Genomic DNA, 26862 nt, shown 5'->3' with positions numbered 1-26862 from the left:
CTATTTTACTAATAATGCTTTTTTATAGTATTTTAGAAAAAATAGCCACTTTTACAGCGACTATTTTAACTACTCAACTGGCATTTGATAATCTGTTCTATTACCTTCAACATCAACAATTGAGAACATTATTACTAATTTTCCACTATTATCTAAGCCGAAACACATATACTTAGATATTCCTGCTTTATGACCTGTGTTAAATCTACTTGGAGAAGCAATAAAATCATTTATTTTCTTCTTAGTTGTAAAACATTTTCAAGCATCTTCACTTAGTTTAATAGACTCAAGCACTGTTCCATTATTTTTACTTCCTTTTCTAAGTTGGAACTTGTTTTTATTATTTACTTGATCTAGTCTATTTTTGCCCTTTCCATCTGTCCCGATCATTTTTTTAATTGCTTCAATATCTGAACTGTAATTTGAATGAGTCTTATCAATAGTGAATATAGTGTTATTTTGTGCTAACTCTTTTAACTTTTCAACATCAACATCCGTTGTTTTAGGTTTCTTTTTACCACCTTCGATAATGTCATGCACTTCATATTCTTTATTTGTTTCACTATTTATAAAGATATATTTAACTCTAACTTGTCCTTTACTTTGAAGATCTTTTTTATAACTATCTTGTTTAGGTCAATCTATTTGAACTGAAACAAATTTGAATAAAGAATTAGTTGTTGTTTCTTTATCTTTTTTACTTTGGTCATATTTTAGATCACTATCTTTAACTGTTTCTGGATCGAAGTTAGCATCAAGGCTTGCCTTAATTTCTTCAACAAAAGTTTGAGAATTATAACCGAAAGTTCCCTCTTTTAAGACAAGTTCAACTGATTTTGTTTCACCAGAACCGCTGATAGTATATTTAACATTTACAACTATTTTGTGTTTGTTTTCAATTTGCTTAACTTCATAAAGATTTTGAGTAAAATCAATTTGACTAATATTTAACTTCTTGAGATTTTCTTCATTGAAGTCTTCTTTTTTATTATTATCTGGGTTTGTATATTGTAATTTAAGAAGACTAATTTCTTTTACAAAATCGCCATAGTAGTTGTTTGGACTGTTTATGATTTCTAATGAGTTAATTAAGTTTTTAAATCTGTCATCATTCAATGAATTAACTTTTTTAAATCCACTAATTGTATATTCAATTACAGCACCCTCTTGGCTTTTGTCAAGGTAACTCAAAGTTAATTTCAATTTAGCAACACCTTCAACAGGATTGATATTAATTAATTCATGTTTGTCAATTTTGACTTTTTTTGAGGTTAAATAATCAACTAATGTGCTTGAGTCTGGAGTGGTAGCAGTTATCTTATTAGTTAGGTTGTCCTTGTTTTCACTTATGTATTCTTCAACAGTTTTTGTTTCTTTATCACTAAGGTTAACGTTAGTTACCTTATTCATTATTTGTTCAATCGATTCCTTTTGAACAAAACCAACTATTATTTTTTTGCAGGTATATGGTAATTGTTTTCATTGTTGTCATTTAATTATTAGTTCAACTTTGCCTAAGAAATTATCAATTACCTTAATTTCGAATTTTAAACTTTCAATTGCTTCTTCAGATTTAAGTTTAGCAAAACTATTTTGATATTCTGGATTTGTGAATTCAATGTGTGCTTCTTTTTGTGCATCATCAAGTGCATTAAAATTATTTGCATATTCTTGAGCGGTTTTATTTGATTTTTCTTTTAGATCAACATTAAAGGAATTTTCTAGTTCTGTATTATTTTTAATTTCTTTAAATCCTTCAACAATTTCACTTCAAGTAAACGTTTCGCTTTTATTTAGATCACTTCAACCAAAAGTTATATTAACTTTCAACATACCAGCAAAAGCATCAGTTTCATATGATGAAGAATCAGTCTCTTTTTGTTTTACTATAATACCTTTTTTAGCAAATTCTTGTGTAGCATCAACCAATAGATTATTTTTAAAATATCTTAAATCGCTAATTTGATAGTTAAACACATTTGAATTCTTTTTATCCTCTAAAACATCAATTCTGTCAAAAATAGATTTTAAAACCTTTTCGAGTGTTTGAATTTCTTTTTTAAAACCAACTAATTTGTAAACAATCTCTTTTGTTTTTGATTTAGTTTTGTTTTCAAATGTAACTTTTAAATTTGCTTCACCATCAAATGTACTAATTTCTTCAATTGTTATGCTTTTAATTGAAACTTCATATTCATTAAGAAATGTGTTTAAATCTTTATTATTTGAAGTCTTTAATACTAAATTTGATTGTAATTTTTGCAGATTATCAAATTTAGCAACATATTCTTTAACAGTGTACTTCTCTTTTTCTTTTAAGTCAAAACTCTCTATAAAATTGAGCTTTTCGTCAAATTTGTCAACATAAAATCCTTGAAATCTAATAGTGAATTTAGAAATTTCGCTTGTACCTTTTTTCTGCGTAAGAAAAATTTCTAATTCACCTTTTGAATCATTAGCATCTAACTTGTCAATTGTGTAAGAATATTTACCACTTACACTTTCTCATTTTATATGTTCTTTCTCAATTTCACTAGCTACTTTAGTAGTGTTGCTAATTTTATAAACTTTTTGTCCTTGATCAAAAACAGCGTTATTAATATTAGCAATTGACTTAAGTCTAAAGTCATCTTGTGCTTTTATTTCTTCTTCTTTTTTATCAGTACCATAGCAGGATGCTAATGGTAAAGTACCAGCACTAATTGTAGTAAAAATTAGACTCAATTTAATTTTATTTTTCATTAAAACCCCCTCTTTATAAATTATTCTTATATACTTATTATAAAATAATAAAAAAACTTTTTGCAGTAGTGAAAAAAAACCTTTTTTTCTCATAAGAAACAAAAATATTAACATTTTAACTTTTTAATCCTAGTATGCTATAAAACAGAATTTTTGGGAATTATTCTTATTTAGTGAGCAAATTTTTATTCTTTGCAAAAAGACTTTTTATGATAGAAAAATATATAATTTTTAAGTAAGTAATTAAGTAAAGTAAAGGGGGTGCAATAGATGAGAACTAAAACAAAAATTGGTATCGTGGTTGGTGCAAACATTATTGTTACTGGTGCATTATTTTCAGCATTAGCAATATCTACATCATTAGTAAAGCGAGATCGCGAAACTAAGCAAGATGATATTATTAAACAATATAGAGATATTAATGTTAAGCCTGTTATTGATTTAACTACGAAGATTAATCAGTTCTCAAAACCAAAGGCTGAATGATTTAATTTTGAAGGTAAAGCAATTTGAGAAGAAGTAAAAAATATTAAGACTTCATATGATCCGGCAACAAAATTGTTAACACTGAATTATGAACTATTTGACACAAAAACCTATAAAACAACTTATTTAAAAACAAGTATTTTTGTAATTAATTTAGGGACCAATACACCAGGTCAACCAAATAATCCACCAGTAAATCCTGGTGAAACTAATACACCTGCTCAGCCAAATAATGCGGTAAAAGTAGTTGGCAAATACATATATGATTCATCAAATAACTACTACTCATCACTTCAAGGATTAAAAGGCGAGGAATTGTTTATAGCACTATTAGGAAATCAACAAAGTAGAATTAATAATATTAAAGGTTATGACTATCTTTACACAGTTTACCAAGACTGCTTCATTGATAAATATTTTGAAAAAGATGGCACAATTTTAGACATTTATTCTGAAAATCCAAATGGTGATGACCCATATACTTTTACTTGAAGCAAAAAACATAAAGGCGGAAGAAGCGAAGGAGACGGTTTTAATCGAGAACACTTAATTCCGCAATCATGATTTGCTAAAAAACAACCTGCTAGAAATGATGCTCACTTTATATGACCAACAGATATTAAGGTCAATGCACTTCGTGGAAACTTACCACATGATAACGTTAGCAGGCCTTCTCGAACAAGCTTAAATGGAACCAAAATTAGTTCTACTGCCTGTGAACCAATTGATGCCTTTAAAGGTGACATTGCTCGTGCTTATTTCTATTTTGCTATAACTCATATTAATAGTTTAGTTAGTCATGCTCAAGGTGATAAAGTATTTAATAGAAGTTCATTTCCATATGTAAAACAACACTTCTTAAGCGTTTATTCTCAATGGTCAATTAAAGACCAAATTGATATTATTGATATTGAACGTAACAATGCAATAGCTAGTCATTATGGTGGCCTTAGAAACCCATTTAGTGATTATCCTGAACTAACTGATCTAATTTGAGGAAATAACAATAAGGTTTTTGAAAACCATGGAATTATGACAGGCCTAAATCAATAATATTTACAAGCACACACTGTGCTTGTTTTATTTGTCAACTCAAGGCAAGTGTGCACCAAGTTCAAAAAATAATGTAACCTAAATTAATAATTCTTATTTATGTTTATAATTTAAACATATGTCAATTTATAAGTTATCTTCATCATATCAACCAGCAGGCCACCAACCACAAGCCATTAGCGAACTAGTTGAAAATATTAAAGCAAATATGAAGCATCAAGTACTTAAAGGGGTAACTGGCAGTGGAAAAACCTTTACTATTGCTAATGTTATCAAGGAATTTGATCGCCCCGTTCTAGTTCTTAGCCACAATAAAACCCTTGCTTCACAACTCTATAGTGAACTTAAGGGCTTTTTTCCGCACAATAATGTTGAATATTATGTTTCTTATTTTGACTACTATCGCCCTGAAGCTTATATACCATCCTCAGATACATATATTGATAAAGTGTCTCAAGGTAATAAGGAATTAGATGCAATGCGAATGTCAGCAATGAATTCACTAATGTCAAGAAATGATACTATAGTTGTAGCATCAGTTTCTGCTATTTATGGTGCTCTTAATCCAAGCGAATACTATGCATCTGTTTTTGTTATTGAAGTAGGGATGCAAATTAAAAGAGATGAATTTTTTAAAAAACTGGTTCAACGAAATTATAAGCGTAATCAAATTGATCTTGAACTTGGTTCATTTAGTTCAAAAGGTGATGCCGTTTATATTCAACCAGCTCACAGTGATCAATATTTAATTCGCATTGATTTTTTTGGCGATGAAATTGACTCAATTACTACTTGTCATCCATTAACTAAGGAGATAATTGAGCACCATAAACAATATACAATTTTCCCAGGAGATGCTTATACAGTTGATCGTAGTGTTATCAATGAGGCATGTGAAAAAATTTTAGAAGAACTCGAAGAGAGAATTAAATATTTTGAATCAAATAATCAATTAATTGAAGCACAAAGAATCAAAGAGCGAGTTGAAAAGGATGTTGATAGTTTAAGAGAATTTGGTATTTGCCCAGGAATTGAAAACTATGCTCGCTTTATGGATAGACGTAAAGAGGGTGAGCGACCTTATACTTTGTTGGACTATTTTAGTGGCAAAAATCCACTTTTGATTATTGATGAAAGCCATATGATGATTCCACAATTAAATGGTATGTATGCAGGGGATTATTCACGAAAAAAGAACCTTGTTGACTATGGTTTTAGACTTCCTAGTGCACTAGATAATCGACCCCTAAAATTTAGTGAGTTTGAAAGTCAATTTAACTTTCAAACAATCTATATTTCAGCTACACCAGACGATTATGAATTAAACAAAACCTATGGATTGTTAACTAAATTATATGTACGTCCAACGGGGTTGCTTGATCCTAAAATTGAAGTAAGAAGCAGCAAAAATCAAGTTGAAGATATTTTTGATGAACTGCAAAAACAAAAAGAGAAAAATGAGCGTACATTAATTTTAACAACGACAAAAAGACTTTCAGAAGAATTAAGCAGACACTATTTGGAAAGAGGACAAAAAATAGCTTATATTCACTCAGAACATAACACTTTTGAACGTAATGAAATTTTAAGAAAACTGCGAAAAGGCGTTTATGATTGTGTTATTGGAATCAACTTATTACGTGAAGGTGTTGACTTACCTGAAGTAAGTTTAATTATAGTGCTGGATGCTGATAAAGAAGGCTTTATGCGTTCAACAAAAAGTCTTATTCAGATTAGTGGTCGTGCAGCACGTAACGCTAACGGGCGAGTTATTTTTTACGGTGATAAAGTAACTAAAAGTATGCAAGAGTGTATTGAAGATAATGAGATTAAGCGTGCTATGCAAATAGCATATAATAAGGAGCACAATATTGTTCCTAAAACAATTAGTAAACCAATTCCAGAGCCACTAGTTGGCGAGGGTATTAGTGGTGAAATTGAATTCTTTTTTAAAAATGAGAAAAGAAATCAGTCAAAAAGTAGCAAACAAGCCAAGGAAGAATTGATCAAAAAACTACGAGAACAAATGAATCAAGCAGCAAAAGAACTTGATTATGAGAGAGCTATTGAACTTCGTGATATTATTCTTGAATTACAAGCAGGCAGCAATAAAGTTAGCAATGAATAATTTTGTATTTTTCCTAAAAAACCTTTAAAACAGGTTTTTTGGTAAATTTTTAAAACTAAAACATAATATTAAGAACACAAGAAAGGGAACAATATGTCAGCAAAAGAAGAGATTATTATAAAAGGTGCAAGAGAACACAATTTAAAAAATGTTTCATTAACTCTACCTAAAAATAAATTAATTGTTTTTACTGGACTTTCAGGAAGTGGAAAGTCTTCTTTAGCATTCAATACTATTTATGAGGAAGGGAGAAGAAAATATGTCGACAGTTTAAGTAACTATGCACGATTGTTTTTGGGCGGAACTAGTAAACCTGATGTTGATAGTATTGAAGGTCTAAGTCCTTCAATATCAATTGAGCAAAAAACAACGCACAATAATCCTCGTTCAACTGTTGGTACAGTAACTGAAATTTATGACTTTTTTAGATTACTTTTTGCTCGTATTGGCAAGCCTTATTGTCCTAATCATAACATTGAGATAACAAGCCAAACTAATAAAGATATTATTGACTCAATTTTTGAACTTCCTGAAAGTTCAAAATTATATATTCTATCACCCGTTGTTGATGGTGAAAAAGGTACATGAGTTGCATTGCTTGAGAAACTAAAAAAAGAAGGCTTTTTAAGAGTTAAAGTTGATGGCGAAATTAGAAATCTTGATGAAGAAATTAAGTTAGAAAAAAATATTCGCCATACAATTGACATTCTTGTTGACCGTGTAGTTTTGAGTGAAGAAAATAGAATTAGAATCAGCGAAGCTATTTCAGTTGCCCTTGAATATAGCAAAGGCTTAGTTAAAGTTGAAACTACCGATGGATTAATTAAATCATATTCAAAATTACACTCTTGTATTTATAAAGACTTTGAAATGCCAAAAATTGAAACCAAGTTATTTTCATTCAATTCGCCTTATGGTATGTGTCAAAACTGTAAGGGTCTTGGAGTAGATTTAAAAGCTGACTTTAGTGCCATAGTTCCTGAGCCATGAAGATCAATTAATGAGGGTGCAATTAAATATTTTGAAAATACAAAAGATACACAAAATTTAGAGTGGCAAGAATTCGATACATTACTAAAACACTATAAAATAGACAAAAATACACCAGTCGAGGACCTAAGTAAAAATGATTTAGAAATTATTAAATATGGTTCAAAGGATGAGATTGAATATGTCTTAATTTCTGAAAGTGGAAACAAATGAAGAAGAAATAAAAAAATTGAAGGTATTCTAGCCAAAATTCAAAGGCTCTATATGGAAACAACTAGTGAGAGAATAAGAGATTGACTCAAAAAATATATGGGTACTTTTGATTGTTCAAAATGTAAGGGTACTAGACTAAACAAATATGCTCTTGCAGTTAAAATAAACAATCTTAATATTGAAGACCTAAGCAAGATGTCAGTTGAAGATGCACTGGAAACAATTGAAAATTTAAAATTAAATCAAGAAGAGTCAAAGATTTCAACTTTGGTTATAAATGAATTAATTAATCGATTAAGTTTTCTTAAAAATGTTGGACTTAACTATCTAACACTCAATAGAAATGCTGAAACATTAAGTGGTGGAGAAAGCCAAAGAATTAAATTAGCCACTCAAATCGGTTCAAATCTTACAGGTGTTTTATATGTTTTAGATGAACCTTCGATTGGACTACATCAAAAAGACAATGAAAGACTGATTAAGACTCTTAAAGACATGGTTGAAATTGGTAACACCTTAATTGTTGTTGAGCATGATGAAGAAACAATTAGAGAAGCTGAACACATAGTTGATATTGGCCCAAAAGCAGGAATAGATGGTGGTGAAATTATTGCTCAAGGTTCAATAGAAAATATAATCAGTGAGCCTCGCAGTATTACAGGAAAATATCTAAGCGGTGAATACAAAATTGAGGTACCAAGTTTTCGCAGAAGTGGTAATGGTAAAGTAATAACTATTAGTGGCGCCAGTGAAAATAACCTTAAAAATATCGATGTTAAATTTCCTCTTGGTAAATTTATAGGTGTTAGTGGATTAAGTGGCAGTGGTAAAAGCAGCCTAGTTAATGAGATCCTAGTTAAAGGAATTCAACAAGCACTTAGTCGCTCAGATATCAATCACAAAGTTGGTAAATTTAAAAGTATTAGTGGCGTAAATCAAATTGATAAAATTGTGCCAGTAAATCAAAGCCCAATTGGTCGAACTCCGCGTTCAAATCCTGCTACATATACCTCAGTTTTTGATGATATAAGAGATATTTTTGCTTCAGTTGAAGAATCACGAGCTCGAGCTTATAGTCGCTCAAGATTTAGTTTCAATGTACCTGGTGGACGATGTGAAAAATGTCAAGGAGATGGCTCAATAAAAGTTGAAATGCACTTTTTACCTGATGTTTTTGTCCCTTGTGATCAATGTGAGGGCCAAAGATACAATGCTGAAACATTGCAAATTAGATATAAGAATAAAAATATAGCACAAGTACTTGATATGAGTGTTGATGAAGCACTTAAATTCTTCCAAAATAGAAGTAATATAAAGACTAAATTAGAAACATTAGCTTCAGTTGGATTGGGTTATATTAAACTTGGTCAATCATCAACTACACTTAGCGGTGGCGAAGCTCAACGTGTAAAATTAGCCACTTATTTGCAGAAAAAAGCAACTGGTAAAACTATTTATGTTTTGGATGAGCCTACCACAGGATTGCACTCTTATGATGTTGCGAATTTATTAAATGTGCTTAATAAAATAGTAGATAACGGCGACACTGTTGTGGTTATTGAACATAATTTAGATGTTATTAAATGTTGTGATTATCTAATTGATTTAGGTCCAGAAGGTGGTAAAAACGGTGGTCATATTGTTGCAACTGGAACACCTGAACAAGTTGCAAGAAATGAAAAAAGTTACACAGGCCAATATTTAAAAGTGATTTTAAGGCCATAATTTAAAGAAGTTTAAAGGCTTCTTTTTATTATATTGAAAAAGCCTAGTTTTGACCAAAACAACTATAAAACAGTTGTTTTGGAAAATTTAAAAAATGTCAAAACTATTTGATTCAGGAAAAAGAAAACAAAGCGAAAAAAACAAAAAATTTTTTTCTTGTTATTTTTGTTTTTATTGGTAAAATATAAACACATTTGCTATTTTTATTTAATATTAATATTTATTTTAGAAATTCAAATTTTATGGTATATAAATAAACTAGCAAGTTTTTATTATATGTACAAAAGGAGTATTACTGTATGGATGTTGCAACAAAAAAATATGTAAATAAATACCCTTACAAAGTTCGTAAATATGGGCCTATTACTGAACGTCGTGACTATTCTGTAACTAAATTAACTTGAAATGTTCCTGACTTTTTAGTTACAAGCAAGGAATCATTTGAGTGATTCAAAAAAACAGGTATTGAAGAATCATTGAGAGAACATTACCCAATTTCAGCTACCAACAGAAAAGTTTCATTAGAATACATTCCAAATTCTGCTGATTTGGAAATTCCATCTAGGGAATATGAAGCAATTAGCGAAGCAAGAGTTAAAGGTACAAACTATTCAGCTAAGCTTTATGCAAAATTTAGAGCAACTACTACCGAAACAGGTATCGTTAAAGATGACAAGGTTCTTTTAGGTGAAATTCCACTTATGACAAGCGGTGGAAGTTTTATCATAAACGGTAGTGAAAAAGTTATTGTTAGCCAACTAATTAGATCACCAGGTGCTTACTTTGGTCGTGGTGTTAGAAATAAACAATCTGATGACCTATTTAACAAGGTAGAAATTCTTCCACGTATTGGTTCATGAATTGAAATTTCACACAAGGTTACAACCAAAACCCCTGATACTGTAAAAATTAGAATTGACAAAAATAAAAATGTTAACTTGGTTACTTTCTTAGGTTCACTTGGCTTAAACCAAGAAAGCATTGTAGACCTTTTTGGTAATTCAGATGTTTTAAAAGAAACAATCAAAAAGGATAAAAAAATTAACCCTGAACATGATGCTGACTTAATTATCAAGAATTGTCAAGAAGAATTATTTAGAGTTCTTCGTCGTGGTGATCGTATTACTGATGAGTCAATTGCTAACTTAATTCCAGGGCTACTTTTCCATTGAAAACGTTACAGCCTTAGTGAAACAGGTCGTTACATGTTAAACAAAAAACTAAATTTAGTGGATCGTATTTCAGATACATTCTTAGCTGAAGATTTAGTTGTTGTTAACGCAAAAGGTAATGAAGAAAAACTAAAAAAAGGTACATTAATCACACATAAAATTGCATTATTAATCCAAAGCAATTTTGATAGTGGTAAATTACCTTCTGTTGAAATTGAAGGGGTTAAGCCTGAGATTGCTTATGCTAAATTATTAAGTGATGCACAAAATAAGTCACTAAAACACAGAAACAAAATTATTGTTTTAAAGGTTTATCCAACTAAAAAATGAATGGATAAAGGTTTTAAACCAGTTAAAGTTATTGGTAATGATCCTAAATCTAATGAACAACATTTATTAGTTTCTGACATTATTGCTGCAGTTGGTTACTACTTTAACTTGCTTGATGGTATTGGACAAGATGATGATCCAGACTCAATGACTAATAAGCGTATTGTTGCCGTTGGTGAATTATTACAAAACCAATTAAATGTTGGTTTAGCTAAACTTGAAAAAACAACTCGTGAAAGAATGGGGGCAAAAGAACCAGATAAGGTAACACCAAAGAATGTTACAAACAATAAACTCATTTCAACACAAATGAAAACATTCTTTAACTCATCAAAACTTTCTCAATTTATGGATCAAATTAATCCACTTGCTGAAATTTCAAACAAACGTCGTATTACATCTCTTGGGCCTGGTGGTCTTAATCGTGATACTGCACAATTTGAAGTTCGTGACGTTCATGCAACACACTATGGAAGAATTTGTCCTATTGAAACACCTGAAGGACCTAACATTGGTCTTATCTTAAACTTTGCAACATATGCTCAGGTTAATAAATATGGTTTTCTTCAAACTCCTTACTTTAAAGTTGAAAATGGTGTAGTTGACTATTCAGAAGTTCATTACTTAACAGCTGCTGAGGAAATAGGTTTTAATATTGCACAATCAATTGTTAAGGTTGATGAAAAAAACAGGTTAGTTGATAATCAATTAACAATGCGTCATAATTATTCATACATTATTGGTAAACCAGAAGAAGTTGACTTTATTGAAGTTGCACCAAATCAAATGGTTTCAGTTGCTGCTGGATGTATTCCATTTCTAGAAAACGATGATGCTAATCGTGCACTTATGGGTTCAAACATGCAACGTCAAGCAGTTCCTTTATTAATTCCAGAAGCACCTTTTGTTGCAACAGGTATTGAGGCTGATATTGCTAAATACTCATCAGGAAACTTTGTTGCTAAAAATGACGGAGTTGTTGAGTTTGTTGATGGTAAGAAAATTAAGGTTAGAAACCAAAAAGGTGCACTTGATACTTACTATCTTAAAAATTTCCAACGTTCAAACCAAGATACAGTAGTACACCAAAGACCACTTGTTAAAGAGGGTCAAGAAGTTAAAAAAGGCGACTTACTTGTAGATGGCTCAAGCTTTAAAGATGGAGAATTAGCATTAGGTAAAAATGTTGTTGTAGCTTTCACAACATACAAAGGTTATAACTATGAAGATGCTGTTATTCTTAATGAACGTTTAGTTAAGGATGATGTTTTCACTTCGATTCATATTGAAGAGCAAACAATTCAATTTAGAACATCAAAAGCAGGCGATGACGAATTAACATTAGATATTCCTAACGTTTCTAAATATGCAACAAGACACTTAGATGAATATGGTATTGTAAGAATTGGTTCAGAAGTTGTACCTGGTGATGTTTTGGTTGGTCGTGTTAGTCCAAAAGGCGATGATAATCCATCACAAGAAGAAAAACTTCTTTCAGCAGTTCTTCAACAAAGACAACAAAATGTTAAAGATACATCATTAAAAGTTAAAAATGGTCATAATGGTACAGTTATTGGTGTTGATGTATTAAGTCGTGATAATGGTGATACTCTTGAGGATGGAATTGAAAAAATCGTTAAGGTTTCAATTGCTATCAAACGTAAAATCAAAGTTGGTGACAAAATGTCAGGTCGACATGGTAACAAAGGTGTTGTTTCAATAGTTTTACCAGAGGAAGATATGCCTTATCTTGAAGATGGTACACCAGTTGATGTTATGCTTAATCCACAAGGTGTTCCTTCGCGTATGAACATTGGCCAAGTACTTGAAATTCACTTAGGTATGGCTGCTAAAAAACTTGGATGTAAATTTGTTACACCTACTTTTGATGGTGTTAAGAAAGAAGAAATCCACGATGTTACAATGGAAGCCGGATTACCTTTAAGTGGAAAACAATGATTAATTGACCCAATTACAGGTAATAAATTCGACAAACCAGTTTCAGTTGGTGTTATGTATATGTTAAAACTTAACCACATGGTTGACGATAAAATGCACTCGCGTTCAGTTGGACCTTACTCACTCATTACACAACAACCACTTGGTGGAAAAAGCCAAAACGGTGGCCAAAGATTTGGTGAAATGGAAACATGAGCACTTGAATCATATGGTGCTACAAATGTTCTTCAAGAAATTTTGACATATAAGTCAGATGATATTAATGGTCGTAACCAACTTTATGCAGCACTAGCATCAGGTCGTGAATTACCTAAGCCAGGTGTTCCAGAATCATTTAATGTATTAAGTTACGAATTAAAAGGATTAGGAATGAAACTTGGTCTTAAAAAAGTAAAACAAGACGAAAATGATTTCCAACAACACTTCGATATTAGAGGAGGAGATTCAAATGAATAATTTTACAGATAGAGAAAAAATGAATAAAGATCGTGAAATTGAAAAGATTACTCTTTCTTTAGCAACTAAAGAAGATGTTTTGGAATGATCAAATGGTGAAGTAACAAAACCTGAAACAATTAATTATAAAAGTTACAAACCTGAACGTGAAGGTTTATTTGATGAATTAATTTTTGGACCAACAACTGATTTTAAGTGTCCAGTTTGTGGAACTAAATACAAAAGAAGTGATGAGGGAACTCAATGTTCAAAAACTCCATTATGTGAAAAATCAAAAGCAACAATTTTAGCTAAAATTTCACGTCGTAGTCGTATGGGGCACATTCATCTACAAAATCCAGTTGTTCACTTTTGATTCTTTAAAATCGACCACTCAATTATTTCAAAATTATTAGGTTTAAAAGTTGCTAATAGTTCTAAAGCAGTTTCAAAAGCTGACTTAGAAAAACTTATTTACTACAAGAGCCACATAGTTTTGGAAAGTGGTGGAATAAAATCATTGCAAAAGAATTCAATAATCGATATTGCTGATGCTGCTGTTATCTACCGTGATGCTTTATTAGAAATTAAAAGCAAATATGAAGAAGGTACAGAAGAATTCGAAATAATCAGCGAATCATTAGGCGAACTTGAATCATATGCAACCAGTAAAATGGGTAAAGATTATGGTATCGATTTCTATGAATATAATGAAATTATTCATGAATATAGTGATGCAATTATTTCAACTGGTTCAAAAGCAATTGAATACTTATTAGAACATGTTGACTTACATAAAGAAGCAAAACTAATTGATGAAGAAATTAAGAAAATTAATCGTTCACTTAAGGATAAAAGTCAATCAAGTGCAAGAACTCAGGAACGAGCAAAATTATACAAACGTTTAGCTGTAATTAATGCGTTTATTAACTCTGGTCAAGATCCAAAAAGTATGTTAATTTATGATCTTCCAGTTATTCCTGCTGATTTACGTCCACTTGTTCAATTAGATGGTGGTCGTCACTCAACTAGTGATATTAATGAACTTTATCGTCGTATTATTATTAGAAATAACCGTCTTAAAAAATGAGAAGAAACTGATGCTCCTATGTTAATTAAACAAAATGAGTATCGTATGATTCAAGAAGCAGTTGATTCATTAATTGATAATGCACGTAAAAAACCAAACCCTGTTACATCAAAAGATAGCCGTCCACTTAAATCTATCTCAGATGCACTAACAGGTAAAAAAGGTCGTTTCCGTCAAAACCTACTTGGTAAACGTGTTGACTATTCAGGTCGTTCAGTTATTGTTGTTGGGCCTGAACTTAAAATGCACCAAGTTGGTATTCCACGTGAAATGGCTGCTAAATTGTTTGAACCATGAATTATTAAAGAATTAATTAAAGGCGATAATCAAATTAATTCAATTAAAGCTGGTAAGAAAGCAGTTGAAAATCTTGATCCTATTATTTGACCATATGTTGAAAAAGCAATTCAAGGGCGTCCAGTTTTACTAAACCGTGCACCTACATTGCACCGTTTATCAATTCAAGCTTATGAACCTGTTTTAATTCGTGGTAAAGCTATTAAACTTCATCCACTCTCATGTACTCCATTTAATGCTGACTTTGATGGTGACCAAATGGCTGTCCATGTACCTATTAGTGATGAAGCTGTTAGAGAAGCAAAAGAATTAATGCTTGCATCTAAAAATATCCTTGGACCAAAAGATGGTGAACCTATCATTAACCCAGGCCAAGATATTATCCTTGGTTTATACTACTTAACTCAAGAATCAAGTGGTGAAAAAGTAGTTGGTGAGGGTCGTTATTTCAATTCATTTGATGAAATGATGACAGCATATGAAAACAAACTTGTTTCACTTCACGCTCGTATTGTTTTACCGATTAGTCAAGTTAACAAAAGGGTTCTACCAGTTGAAGAACAAGATCGTTACATTGTTTCAACAGTTGGTAAATTCATTTTCAACTCAATTCTTCCGGACAGTTTTGAATTTATTTTTGGTAAATATATTGAAAGAGAAATCAAAGAAGTTGATGGAGTTAAGAAAGTAGGTGAAAAAGAAGTTTTACACACTTCAGGTGATGCAAACCAATTAAAAAATTATTTATTACCTTATGGAATTAATTTTCCAGAGGTAATTAAAAATATGCCTTTGAACTTACCTTTAAACAAAAAGGATATTGCAAAAATTGTGCGTCGTATTTTTGACCGTTACGTAGCAATAGTTACAATGGAAGATTTGGCCACAATTATTGCTGATTTAAATAGTGAGACAATAAATGATTTATTCAACAGTTGTGCAAATTTAGTTGATTACAACAACAATCCAATTCCTGTATGACATACTGAAAACTTAGTTCGTATTATTAAAGAAGAATATGAAACAATTAATGAAGAATTAATGATGGAATACAGAAAAATAGATCATGAGATCGGTTGAAGAGTTAGCGAATATACAAAGATGCTTGATCGAGTATGATTTAGATACACAAACTTTGTGGCTGATGTTTTAGACAAAATTAAGTCACTTGGTTATCAATATTCAACAATTTCTGGTACAACTATTTCAATTGCTGATGTTACAACATTACCTTCTACAAAAGACAAAATTAAGGAAGGCGATAAATACATCGCAGAATTGAAAGACTATTTTGAACAAGGTCTTTTAACTGATGATGAAAGATATGCATTAACTATTCAAAAATGAGCAGAAATTAAAGACTCAATTGAAAAAGATTTAAAAGAAGTTACAAAAACAGACCCTGATAACCCATTATTTATGATGTTTACATCAGGTGCTCGTGGTAATTCATCAAACTTTGTTCAATTAGCTGGTATGCGTGGTCTTATGAATAACAACACTAAAATTCTTAAGGCTGATGCTGAAAATGAACGTGTTGTTCGTTCAACTGTTGAAATTCCAGTTAAATCATCTTTCCTTGATGGTCTTACAGCTTATGAATTCTATTCATCAACTCACGGTGCTCGTAAGGGTCTTACTGATACAGCTCTTAACACAGCTAAGTCAGGTTATCTAACACGTAGATTAGTTGACGTTGCTCAAGGTATTGTTGTTCGCGAGGATGATTGTGGAACTGATTATGGATTTGAAGTTAAAGATATTCTTGACACAAAGACAAACACAATAATTGAATCGCTTGCTGAAAGAATAGAAGGTCGTTTCTCTAACGTTCCAATTATTCACCCTAAAACTAAAAAGGTAATTCTTGATGCTGACAAATTAATTACACCTCAAATTACTGAAGAAATTATTAAAGCGGGAATTAAATCTGTTGAAATTCGTTCAGTTCTTTCTTGTTATACAAGAAATGGTGTATGTAAGAAATGTTATGGTAAAGATTTATCTCTTAACCGTGTTGTTAATATAGGGGAAGCTGTTGGTGTTGTTGCTGCGCAATCAATTGGTGAACCAGGTACTCAGCTTACTATGCGTACATTCCATACTGGTGGTGTTGCTGGCGTTGAAGATATCACAGGTGGTTTTGGCCGTTTGATGGAGTTAATTGATGCTTATGATTCTCCATGAGGTAAACCTGCTATTATTGCAGAACATTATGGAAAGATTACCAAGATTGAAGATAGAAAAGACACTCTTGGAAACTCAACAGATTATCAAGCAATTACTCTTGAATATAAGGATGAAGAGGGTAACACACAAAGCAAGATTTATACAGCTCGTAAGGACCGTAGACTTAGAGTTAAGAAGAATGAGAAAGTTGTTCCAGGTCAAAAAATTGTTGAAGGGCCAATTATTCTTAATGAACTTCTTAAAGTTGCTGACACACGTGCAGTTCAAAACTATTTATTAAAAGAAGTTCAAAGACTTTACCGTCTTCAAGGTATTACAATTAGTGATAAATATATTGAAATCATCATTCGTCAAATGCTTTCAAAAATTGTTATTACTGACCCAGGTGATAGTAAATTCTTTAGTGGAAACCTTGTAGATATTTTTGCATATCAACATGAAAGTGCGCGTTTAATTTCACAAGGTAAAAAACCACCATTTGGTGAAGTTAAGATTAAAGGTGCTAAACAAACACCTCTATTATCTGATTCATTCCTTGCAGCTGCTTCATACCAAGAAACTCCAAAAATTCTTGTTAATGCATCTATTGCAGCACAGTCTGATAGACTTGAAGGTCTTAAAGAAAACATTATTTTAGGTCATAGAATTCCAGCGGGTACAAATTGCAACTTTGAAGAAAAAGGTAAGTATGATATCCGTGATCCACGTTCATATTTCAAAAATAAATTTGCCGATAGACCTGATTTATTCGACTCAAATTTTGGCGATGTTTTTGGTAATATCCACAACCAATTTGAACAATTTACTAATATAAATGTTGAGGATTTAGCTACCGAAGAAGAAATGGGCATTGAAGAGATTTATGAGGATGATTATTACACCGACACATTCGATGACGAAAATAATTAACATTTTAACTACTTTAATAATTTACTAAAAGTACTATAAAACAGTATTTTTAGCAAAAAAATAATATAAGTACTAAAAAACAAAGCGAGTAGTCCCCTTGCTTTGTTTTTTGCATCAATTTAGTATAATTGCTTATATTCTTTATTAATTAAAAATAGGTGATAACTTATGAAAGTTAAATTAAAGCAGACAATAATTATTTTGTCAACTACACTAGTAGGAACAGTTGGTCTAGCAACAGGCCTAAGTTTTCTGCCAACCAAAGACAAAGTAGTTCCACGTGGAAGTCAATCATTTGATAATAATACAAAAAAGCACAATGATCCAAATATCCCAGGACTACCTAGCGAAAGTTCGCCAAAAAATAATAGCGAACCTGCATTAGTATTAAATAATCGTCCCAAATCTCTTAATTTAATTTCAGAAAATGAGTCAGTTAAATATTTAGCACTTGGTGATTCAATATCAGCAGGTTTTGATGCAAAACTTGATAATGATTATCCTGGAAAACTAGTTAACTCAAGTGTGGAAGGACTATCATTCCCTGCTTACCTTGCTTCATTTCTACAAAAATTGTCTAATGATAAACTTGAGTCTTTTGACAATAAAGCTGTCTCAGGTTCTACATTCAAAGAATGAAACCTGCTTTTAAATTATGAATCTAATAGTTCAATAAACAATGATGACTTAAAGGAATTAAACACAAAGTTTGGACCAGATTTATTAAGTGTCAAAAATGAAATTATTGAAAAAATAAAAAATTCGAATTTAATAACTATCACACTTGGTGCTAATGATTTTATTAAGGAACTATTATCAAAAGCAATAGTTAATATTCCAATTTTGGATCTAGTTAAACAAATTAGAAGTAAGAACCTTGACTATAATATGCTTGTTTCACATTTCAATGTAATTTTCAAAAATGTTTTTGAAAAATTAGAAATAAGACAAAAGGAACTTATTAGCACTCTTAAAAAAATTAATAATAAGGCTAATGTTAATTTCGTGGGTTATCCATTACCATTAACATTTTTGATGGATTTAGTTGATAAAGCAATTAACAAGAATGACCAAGGTAATCTCTTAAGCATTGGACATATTCTTTTAGACTTGCTTAATAAAAAAAATAAGTATACAGCTATAAGTAATAAGACATACTTTATAAATCCATATCATAGTAGTTTATGAAAAAATGATTTGAAGTTACTAACTCCAAATATTTTTGATATACACCCATCAACATTTGGATATAAAAAAATGGCAATGGATGTATTTATTAAACTAATTAATCCATCACGTGATCTTAATAAATATCATCAAAATAAGATTTTATGAGATAACAAATATCTACAGAGTGATCAAGACTCATTTGAACATCAAATTGACGTTGAAAAACCTTTTGAAAAGATTAAAGAAATATTTAATGATAATTTGGAAGCTTTTTTAAAACAAGAGGACGATTTGTTTTTAGTTCACAAGAGTAAAATTAGTCAACAAAACTATATTAATCGAGTTTTAAGTTACAATGGTCTAGGAAATCTAATATTTATTGACCTTATGAATTCAATGTTTAAGTCAAATGTTTATGCAAAAATTGATCCAAATAAAAGACTTCAGAATTTTATGTATAAAAATGACCATGAACATCAAAAAGCACTTCGTGATTGATTCTTTAATGAAAAGTTTGTGGCTAAATTCTTGCTTGATGTTCAAAAGCAACTTTTTGAATATGACTGAGATCAGGATAATGAACCTGGAGCAAAAAATTATCAACTAACTTATTTTTTGCAATCACTTAAGACACAGATTTTAAAAGAAGAAAGAATTATTGAATTCATCACAAGCTTCTGCTCAAATCCTGTAATCAGTGGCCATAAGGATGAACTAAAATCAATTTTTGAAGAAATTTTTTCAAATATTGTAGCTCAAGAAGTAGATTACGATGACATTCATTCACTTGTTAAAACATTTTATAATGACAATATAGCAAGATTTATTTCGCAAAGCGACTTAACTAACTTAATAAAAATAATTTTAAATACAAAATCACTTAAGGAAGCTTTTGGCAATTTGGTTGTTGAACTAATCGATAGTGCACATGAATATGCTAAATGTAAGAATTTCATTGAATTATTTAATGTATTTATTAACAACAATAAAAACAAGGAAAACATCAGAAAGTTTTTTGAATCAATTGCAAAAGACTTGTTTAATGATAATGAATTTAAACAAATTATTTCTCGTTTAGGTAGTAATGTTATTAAACAATATCCAGAATTAGTTAAGGATATTGATGAAAATAATTTAAAAAAATTAATTTATGAACTTCTTTCATTAAGTGGTGAAGTAAATAACGAATTACAATTAAGTACCAAATTTATTGATTCTCTATTAAGCGAGTTGTCAAAAGGTAATATTAAGAACTTTAAATTTTCTGATGTGATATCTAACACACTTGATGAATTTAACAAGATATTTGACAAGCAAAACTGACAAGAATCAACCTATAAGTTGATTAAAATTGTTTCTAGTTCGAACTTATCACAATATCGTGCAACAATTTCACAATTAGTTAAAAATGCACTTCGATTTGTTAATTCTAAAAACTCAATTGCAGAAAAAATAGTTAACTTATTTTATGATAAAAATCAACCTAAAATTAGTGAATACATTAGTAAAGAAGATTTGACTAAATTATTCGAAAAGACCTTTAAAACAGATGAATTCGGAAACTTAATATTTCAGTTGATTAATGATTTATTGAAAACTGATCAAAGTCAATTGGCTAATACTAACAATCTATTTGATGCTCTAAAAGTTATCTTTAAAAACTTTGTAAATACGTCAGCATATGACTATATTTCGCCATTAATTAAGAAAATTTTTGACTTCCCTGAGACAAAAAGTTTATTTAAAAAACTAATTGCTAAATTACCTACTGATGAAGCTAAAAACCTTAATGATCAAGATGTTGTTGATATTGTTGCATACATTTTAGATAACAAAGAATTTAAGGACATACTAGAGAACTTTTTAACAAAAGCAATTTTTGATAATTCAATGTCAATTGATAAGTTAGGTGATTTTAATAACATAATCAAATTGTGATTTAATGAACAAAACAATATAGATTATCTTGTGGAAAAAGCTTCTAAATTTGTCTTAAATGTTTCACAACAAGACTCAATTAAAAGAATATTAACTTCATTGTTATATGAGTCATTGTCTAAAAGAAAAAATCTTATTAAAGGTATTTCTCAACAAGAAATGCAAGACTTTATTAGTGATCTCTTGACTATTGTTCCAACGTTAGATAAAGAATTTAACATTACAAAAGATATTTTAGGTAAACTATTACCTGAACTAAAAACAAAAGGTACACAAATTGACTTTAAGGCATTTATGCTTGAATTTGCTAAAAGTATCAATGAAAAATTCTTTAATAAAACTAATTGAGAAGCAAACAGCGTTAAGTTAATTAAAATTTTAGTAACTAAAAACACAGTATCTAAACACCATACATTTTTAAGAAAATTCATTAAAAATATTCTAGTTTATGTAAGCGATGATATTGCTTTAGGTAGCAAATTATTTAAACAATTGCCTCAAAAAGTTCACAGTGTAATTGATAAACATATAAGTGAAGCTGACTTTAACAATATGTTTATTGATCTATTCCAACACACAGAAGGCCTACAAAGAATTGTTGACAATATTTTAGACTCACTATTTAATGATATTGATTCATACCAAAGTGCAAATAGCTTAATTGATATTCTAAAAATTTATGTAATGCCTCAAGAGAGAGCTGATAAACTAGCACAAAATCTTGAAGATGTTTTAAAAGATTTCTTAAAAAATAAGTCATTACATAAACTATTAAGAGGTTTGTTTGATGAACATGTTAAACCATATGACATTGATTCAACATCAGCAGAAAACAAAGCACTAGTTGATGATTTATTAGCAAATCTACATAATTTCTTTGTGGAATTAAAAATGGTGCCTAACTTAGCTAACACAATGGTTGATAGTTTCAAGAAATACAATAATTTTGACCAAATTATTAAAGATATTTCGCCAATTTTGGTTAATGGACTTAAATTAAAAGAATACTCATTTGTGGCAACTATCCTTAAAAATAATATAGTTAATAAACATAAGGATGTAATTAGAGAAAATCTAAACAAGGTTATTATTGGTATTACTTCAAAAGATGAATTAGTTAACAAGTTTATTGATGACTTTCATCTAGTTAGTCCATTTACCCAATATGGTTTAAGTGAACAAAAAGCCCGCGATTTCTTAAAAGAGGTTATTAAGTCGCAAAACCTAAAAAATATTTTAGATGCTTTTATTAAAGAAGTCTTAGACAAAAACCTTGAATATGCACAACTTAATTCATGAACTGAGGCAATAAGTAAATTTATGAATTCATCAAATGCAACTATTATTAAGGATTCAATAAAAAAATATATTAGTGAATTATTTACAAAGAACCAAGAAGTTGCTTATTCAATTGGAACAATTTTGGCAACAAACCTAAGAAATAGTGGCTGAAGTGTTGATAAAAATGAAGATGTTAAAATTCAAAAATTTATTCACTCATTTGGTAAAGCATTGCTTAAGACTTCGATTTTAGATGACATAGTTGAAAGCATTTTTGAGAGATTAAAGAAAATAAATGAATATGGCTTTGAGAAACTTTCAGAAAACTTAAAAAATGCAACCAAAGAAGGTGCTATTAAATTCATTAGCTCAGGTGGCAAGGTTTACTTATCAAATATCTTTAACCAGATTCCTTTAATTAATCAATTGCTTAGCGAGGTGCCACAAGCTGAAATTGTTGACTTTATTAACTTAATGTTTAAATCAACTCCTAAAAATGACCAAGCAGGTTTATATAAAGTTATGTTTAATTCAGCACAAGGAACTGAAAAATTCGAAGTTGGTATTGGTTGAAGCGGATTATGAGACATCATCCGTGGAAAACTTTCAAATTTAATTTCTGCTATTGCTTCTCCACTTGTTAAAGAATTTCTAAAACAAGCAAGTGAAAAAACATATAGCGACCATAATGACATAAGAAAGAACAATTCCGGTTTTCAAGCACTATGAAGAGTTTATAGTTTTATGGCTTCAATCTTGTATTCAAATACACCAAGGGGTCTCTTCTGAAACGCAACTAATTTAACATCTGAAGGTTACTTGATGGGTGGCTTTATGAATGCTTTTTCAAGTAACTTAAATGACTATAAAACAGCCTTAATGGCAAAATATACAGACGGAAATTCAAAAGTTTTAATTGGTTATGATAATAACATGAATCCACTCAATTATTATTTAAGTGGTATGACAACAACTTGAAATTGAACAGGCACATTATATAGTCGTTCAAATGGTTTGAGTAGTTCAAACTACGGTAGTGACCACGTATTAGTTTATATTTATTACAAAGATAAACGTGATGATAAATTCACTCATAAAACATTTAAAGAAGGACTTATTGATTATATGCACCAAGGCTATATGCCCTATAAATAAGAAGGTAATATGAACAAACAAGAATTTAAAAAGAGATTAATTGAATATTGTGAATTAGAGGGTCTTAGTAGATATGAGGAAAATGTAGCTAAGACATTAGTAAAAAATATTAACTCAAAGAACTTTAAAGTTAGCTATGACAATTTTGGTTCAGTTATTTTACATAAAGAGTCAAAAATTAAAAACGCACCTAAATTTATGGTAGCTGCACATATGGATGAGGTTGGTTACTTAGTTAGACAAATTCACGAAAATGGTCAACTATTACTAAGTCCAGTTGGTGGAATTTGACCAAGTGTTGCTATTGGAACAAAAGCAACACTTATCACTAGTGATAATAAAAGATTCTGTGGACTTTTTGGCCACACATCAGTTCATATTATGGAAGCAGAAGCAAGAACTAAGGCGCTAACTAACAAAGAAATTTATGCAGACTTTGGATTTAAAGATAAAGAAGAAGCAATTTCTAAAAATGTTCAAATTGGCGATAGAGTTCTAATGTCAGGGGAAACAATAATTTTTGATAATGAAAATTTAGCTGGTGCTAAGGCTATGGACAATCGTGCTGGAGTTACAACTCTTGAATACATAGCACACAAATTAAGCAACCTAGACTTAGCAGTTGATTTGTATCTAGTTGGTACAGCTCAAGAAGAAGTAGGTACTAGAGGTGCAAAAACATCTGTATCACTTATTGATCCAGAGATTGCAATTGCACTTGATACTACTAGTACACATGATACAATTGGTACTATTGCAGGCACAACAGCATTGGGTAAAGGTGCTGCAATTAGAGTTATGGATGGAGCAATGATGGCTAATCCAAAATTAGTTGAATTAATGTGTAAAATAGGCAGAAAAGAAAAAATCAAGCATTATAAATTTGTTGCTATGGGTGGTGGTACTGATGCAAGCGCACTTCAATACGCTAGGGGCGGAGCAGCTACATTAACTATCTCGCTAGCACAAAGATATCTTCACTCACCAATTGGTGTTTGCAACATTGAAGATCTCATGGCAGCAGGTGACTTAATTGTTGAAACTATTAAGTCAATGAGTCCTAAACTTTATGAGAGCGAAATTAAATATCATTAATTTTGTAACTTTTAATTTATAATATTTAATAATTAATTTATATTATGAAGGAGGCTAATTATGAGTACAGGTGGATGAATAGGACTAGTTATCGGTATGGCTGTTTTATTCTTTGTAATGGGTGGTTTTATTGCTTTTATAGTTTCAAAGAAACTCTTTGAAAAACAAATTAGAGAAAACCCTCCTATTACTGAAAAAATGATTAGAGCAATGTTCTTACAAATGGGTAGAAAAGCTTCTGAGTCACAAATTAAAGCTGTTATGCGTTCAATGACAAACGCTAAAAACGAAAATAATAATTAAGCAAAAAAATATTTGTCGTGCGACAAATATTTTATTTTTTCTTTCTAAAGAATCATTTGCGTTTACCTTGATTATTTGACTCACCCTCAATACTTCGAGCATAGTGACAATTAGGGAAGTTGGCACACCCGACAAAACGTGAATCGGTTCGCTTATTATTTCTAATTATTAATTCACCATTGTCATCAGGGCATTTTTCATTAATGTATTCAAAAGCTATTGTTGTAAGTTCTAATGTTTGTGTTGCATTTTCATAGGTTTGGTTAAATCTGTTTCAAAATTCATACATAATTGGTTGGATCGTTATTTTATTAGAAGCAATTAGGTCTAATTGTTCTTCAACCTCAGCTGTATAGCCTTCATTAATAATATTTGAGAATCCATTAATTAGTTTATTTAAAACAAGTCGACCAAAGTCTGTTGGATGTAAGCCTTTATCAATGTTTTCAAAATATTTTCTCTCTAAATTAACTGCAACTGTTGTTGCAAAAGTTGAAGGGCGACCAACTTTTATATTATCAAGTGCTTCAATTAATGAACCTTCGCTATATCTTGCTGGTGGTTTAGTTTCATGATCACTAATTTCATATTTGAGTACACCAACTTTTTGGAAAAGTTGATAATTTGGATCATCTAAATCTTCATTTTCGTTACGAACTACATAATAACCAGGAAAAATTGTTTTACTTACATTGGTTTTAAAAGTTAAGTTGTTCTTCTTAAATGTGTAAGATTTGCTTGCTTTAATAGGTGGATTAATTAGCGACATTAAAGTGTGTTCATAAATTAATTTATAGACAATGTATTCATTGTTTTCAAGGTTGAACTTAATTCGCGCAGCTTCAGGTTGTAAGGTTATATCAGTAGGTCTTATTGCTTCATGGGCATCTTGGTCTCCTGCAAAACCTTTAATTTCTTCAAGAATATATTCTTGACCAAATTTATTTTTAATATAAGAGCGAGCTAAATTTAAGAAATGTTGACTAAGTCTTGTACTATCAGTTCTTGGGTAACTTATTAGACCACCATCACCATAACCCTCATACAATTTTTGAGCCGCAATTTGAGTTTGTTTAGAAGTAAGCGGGCTTTTTTTGTATAAAACTGCTTGTTTTAGAGGTGTATATTTGGCTAGTGATTTTCTAGTTTCTTTTATATCAACAACTTCTAAAATATTAACCGGTTCAATATTAAGTTCAGCCTTAACTTCATCTAACTCTTCTGGGTAAACTCAATTCTTTTCACCAGAAATATGATTTTCAAAGTAGATATTAGCACTTAATATATTGCTAAGCTTTGCTTCAACTTTGTGATAACTTCTTGGTACAAAAGCATTAATTTCATCTTCACGATCAACTACCAATTTAAGTGCTATTGATTGAACTCTACCTGCACTTGGAACTCTTGGGCTATTAGAAATTTTTTTCTGCATTAATTGACTTAATTTGAAGCCAATTATTCGATCTAACATTCTTCTTGCTTTTTGTGAATCAATTAAATTTTTATCCAGTTCGCATGGATTTTCAATTGCTTTTTGAATTGCTTCTTTTGTTATTTCATTGTACTTAATTCGATAATATTGTTTTTTTGACTTATTTCGATCTTTATTGATTAAGAAGCTAACAATATGGTCTCCTATTGCTTCTCCTTCACGATCGGGGTCAGTTGCAATATAAATAATATCTGCCTTAGCAATTGCTTCTTTAAGGGCCTTTATAACATTTTTTTTACTACTATCAAGTGAATAATATGGTTCTCAATTTTCTAAATCAATACCTAGACCTTGTTCCCCCTTTCTCGTGCTCATAATAGCAATATGACCTACTGATGCAATAACATCAAAGTCACTTCCTAGATATTTTTTGATTGTTTCAACCTTGTTAGGTGACTCTACTATAACTAACTTATGCATATTTTTAATTTATCATATTCTTGCAAACTTACAACTATTTTTTTAACTAATTTTTCACAAAAGCGACACTAATATTAAATTTAATATTATGTTCAAAAAATAATTTTGTTTTTTTCTCTTAGCACTCAACAATCAAAATAATTACCAAATTAGGCTGTTTTATAGTCATTATAGTAAATTAGGATATCTATAAAATTTATAATTATTTTGACTTATAGTTAACATAAGTTTTCTAATAAATCAACTTTTAAAAATACATTAGTATATTTGATAATTTTCTTCTATTTTG

At 30.3% G+C, this 26862-nt stretch carries 10 protein-coding genes; 8 read left to right on the top strand and 2 right to left on the bottom strand.

Going from position 1 to position 26862, the window contains the following annotated elements; genetic code table 4:
* Window positions 1-69: 69 nt before the first annotated feature.
* Window positions 70-2742, bottom strand: a complete 2673-nt coding sequence (locus NPA07_RS04165) for a lipoprotein 17-related variable surface protein (RefSeq protein WP_126118412.1) — start codon at window positions 2740-2742, stop codon at window positions 70-72.
* 270 nt (window positions 2743-3012) lie between these two features.
* On the opposite strand from NPA07_RS04165, the gene NPA07_RS04160 reads away from it, so the two are divergent.
* From NPA07_RS04160 to NPA07_RS04125, 8 genes are all read left to right on the top strand, one after another.
* Window positions 3013-4281, top strand: coding sequence for an endonuclease (locus NPA07_RS04160; protein ID WP_126118413.1), 1269 nt, complete (start codon window positions 3013-3015; stop codon window positions 4279-4281).
* A 118-nt stretch (window positions 4282-4399) separates the two neighbouring features.
* Window positions 4400-6409 carry an excinuclease ABC subunit UvrB gene (uvrB, locus tag NPA07_RS04155; protein ID WP_126118414.1) on the top strand — a complete coding sequence of 670 codons (2010 nt, stop codon included), beginning with the start codon at window positions 4400-4402 and terminating at the stop codon, window positions 6407-6409.
* Between the two features lie 93 nt (window positions 6410-6502).
* The gene (uvrA, locus tag NPA07_RS04150; RefSeq protein WP_126118415.1) at window positions 6503-9337 is read left to right on the top strand and encodes an excinuclease ABC subunit UvrA; all 2835 of its coding nucleotides are present in this window, start codon (window positions 6503-6505) and stop codon (window positions 9335-9337) included.
* A gap of 299 nt (window positions 9338-9636) precedes the next feature.
* Entirely contained in the window at window positions 9637-13254 is a 3618-nt protein-coding gene (gene rpoB / locus NPA07_RS04145; protein ID WP_126118416.1) for a DNA-directed RNA polymerase subunit beta, read from the top strand.
* Window positions 13247-17719: a DNA-directed RNA polymerase subunit beta' gene (gene rpoC / locus NPA07_RS04140; protein ID WP_126118417.1), complete on the top strand. Its 4473-nt coding sequence runs from the start codon at window positions 13247-13249 to the stop codon at window positions 17717-17719. Before rpoB ends, rpoC begins: the two co-directional genes overlap by 8 nt.
* A 168-nt stretch (window positions 17720-17887) precedes the next feature.
* Window positions 17888-23263, top strand: a complete 5376-nt coding sequence (locus NPA07_RS04135) for an SGNH/GDSL hydrolase family protein (protein WP_126118418.1) — start codon at window positions 17888-17890, stop codon at window positions 23261-23263.
* Window positions 23264-23272: 9 nt separating this feature from the next.
* Window positions 23273-24358, top strand: a complete 1086-nt coding sequence (locus NPA07_RS04130) for a M42 family peptidase (RefSeq protein WP_126118419.1) — start codon at window positions 23273-23275, stop codon at window positions 24356-24358.
* 60 nt (window positions 24359-24418) lie between these two features.
* Window positions 24419-24661 carry a YneF family protein gene (locus NPA07_RS04125; protein ID WP_126118420.1) on the top strand — a complete coding sequence of 81 codons (243 nt, stop codon included), beginning with the start codon at window positions 24419-24421 and terminating at the stop codon, window positions 24659-24661.
* Between the two features lie 31 nt (window positions 24662-24692).
* Here the strand turns inward: NPA07_RS04125 and topA are convergent, their stop codons facing one another.
* Window positions 24693-26573: a type I DNA topoisomerase gene (gene topA, locus NPA07_RS04120; protein ID WP_126118421.1), complete on the bottom strand. Its 1881-nt coding sequence runs from the start codon at window positions 26571-26573 to the stop codon at window positions 24693-24695.
* Window positions 26574-26862: the final 289 nt, after the last annotated feature.

It is taken from the genome of Mycoplasmopsis caviae (assembly GCF_024498215.1).
GTDB classification, from domain to species: Bacteria; Bacillota_I; Bacilli_A; order Mycoplasmatales; family Metamycoplasmataceae; genus Mycoplasmopsis; species Mycoplasmopsis caviae.
The sequence above is the reverse complement of the archived record's forward strand: the minus strand, read 5'-3'. Positions and strand labels throughout refer to the sequence as shown.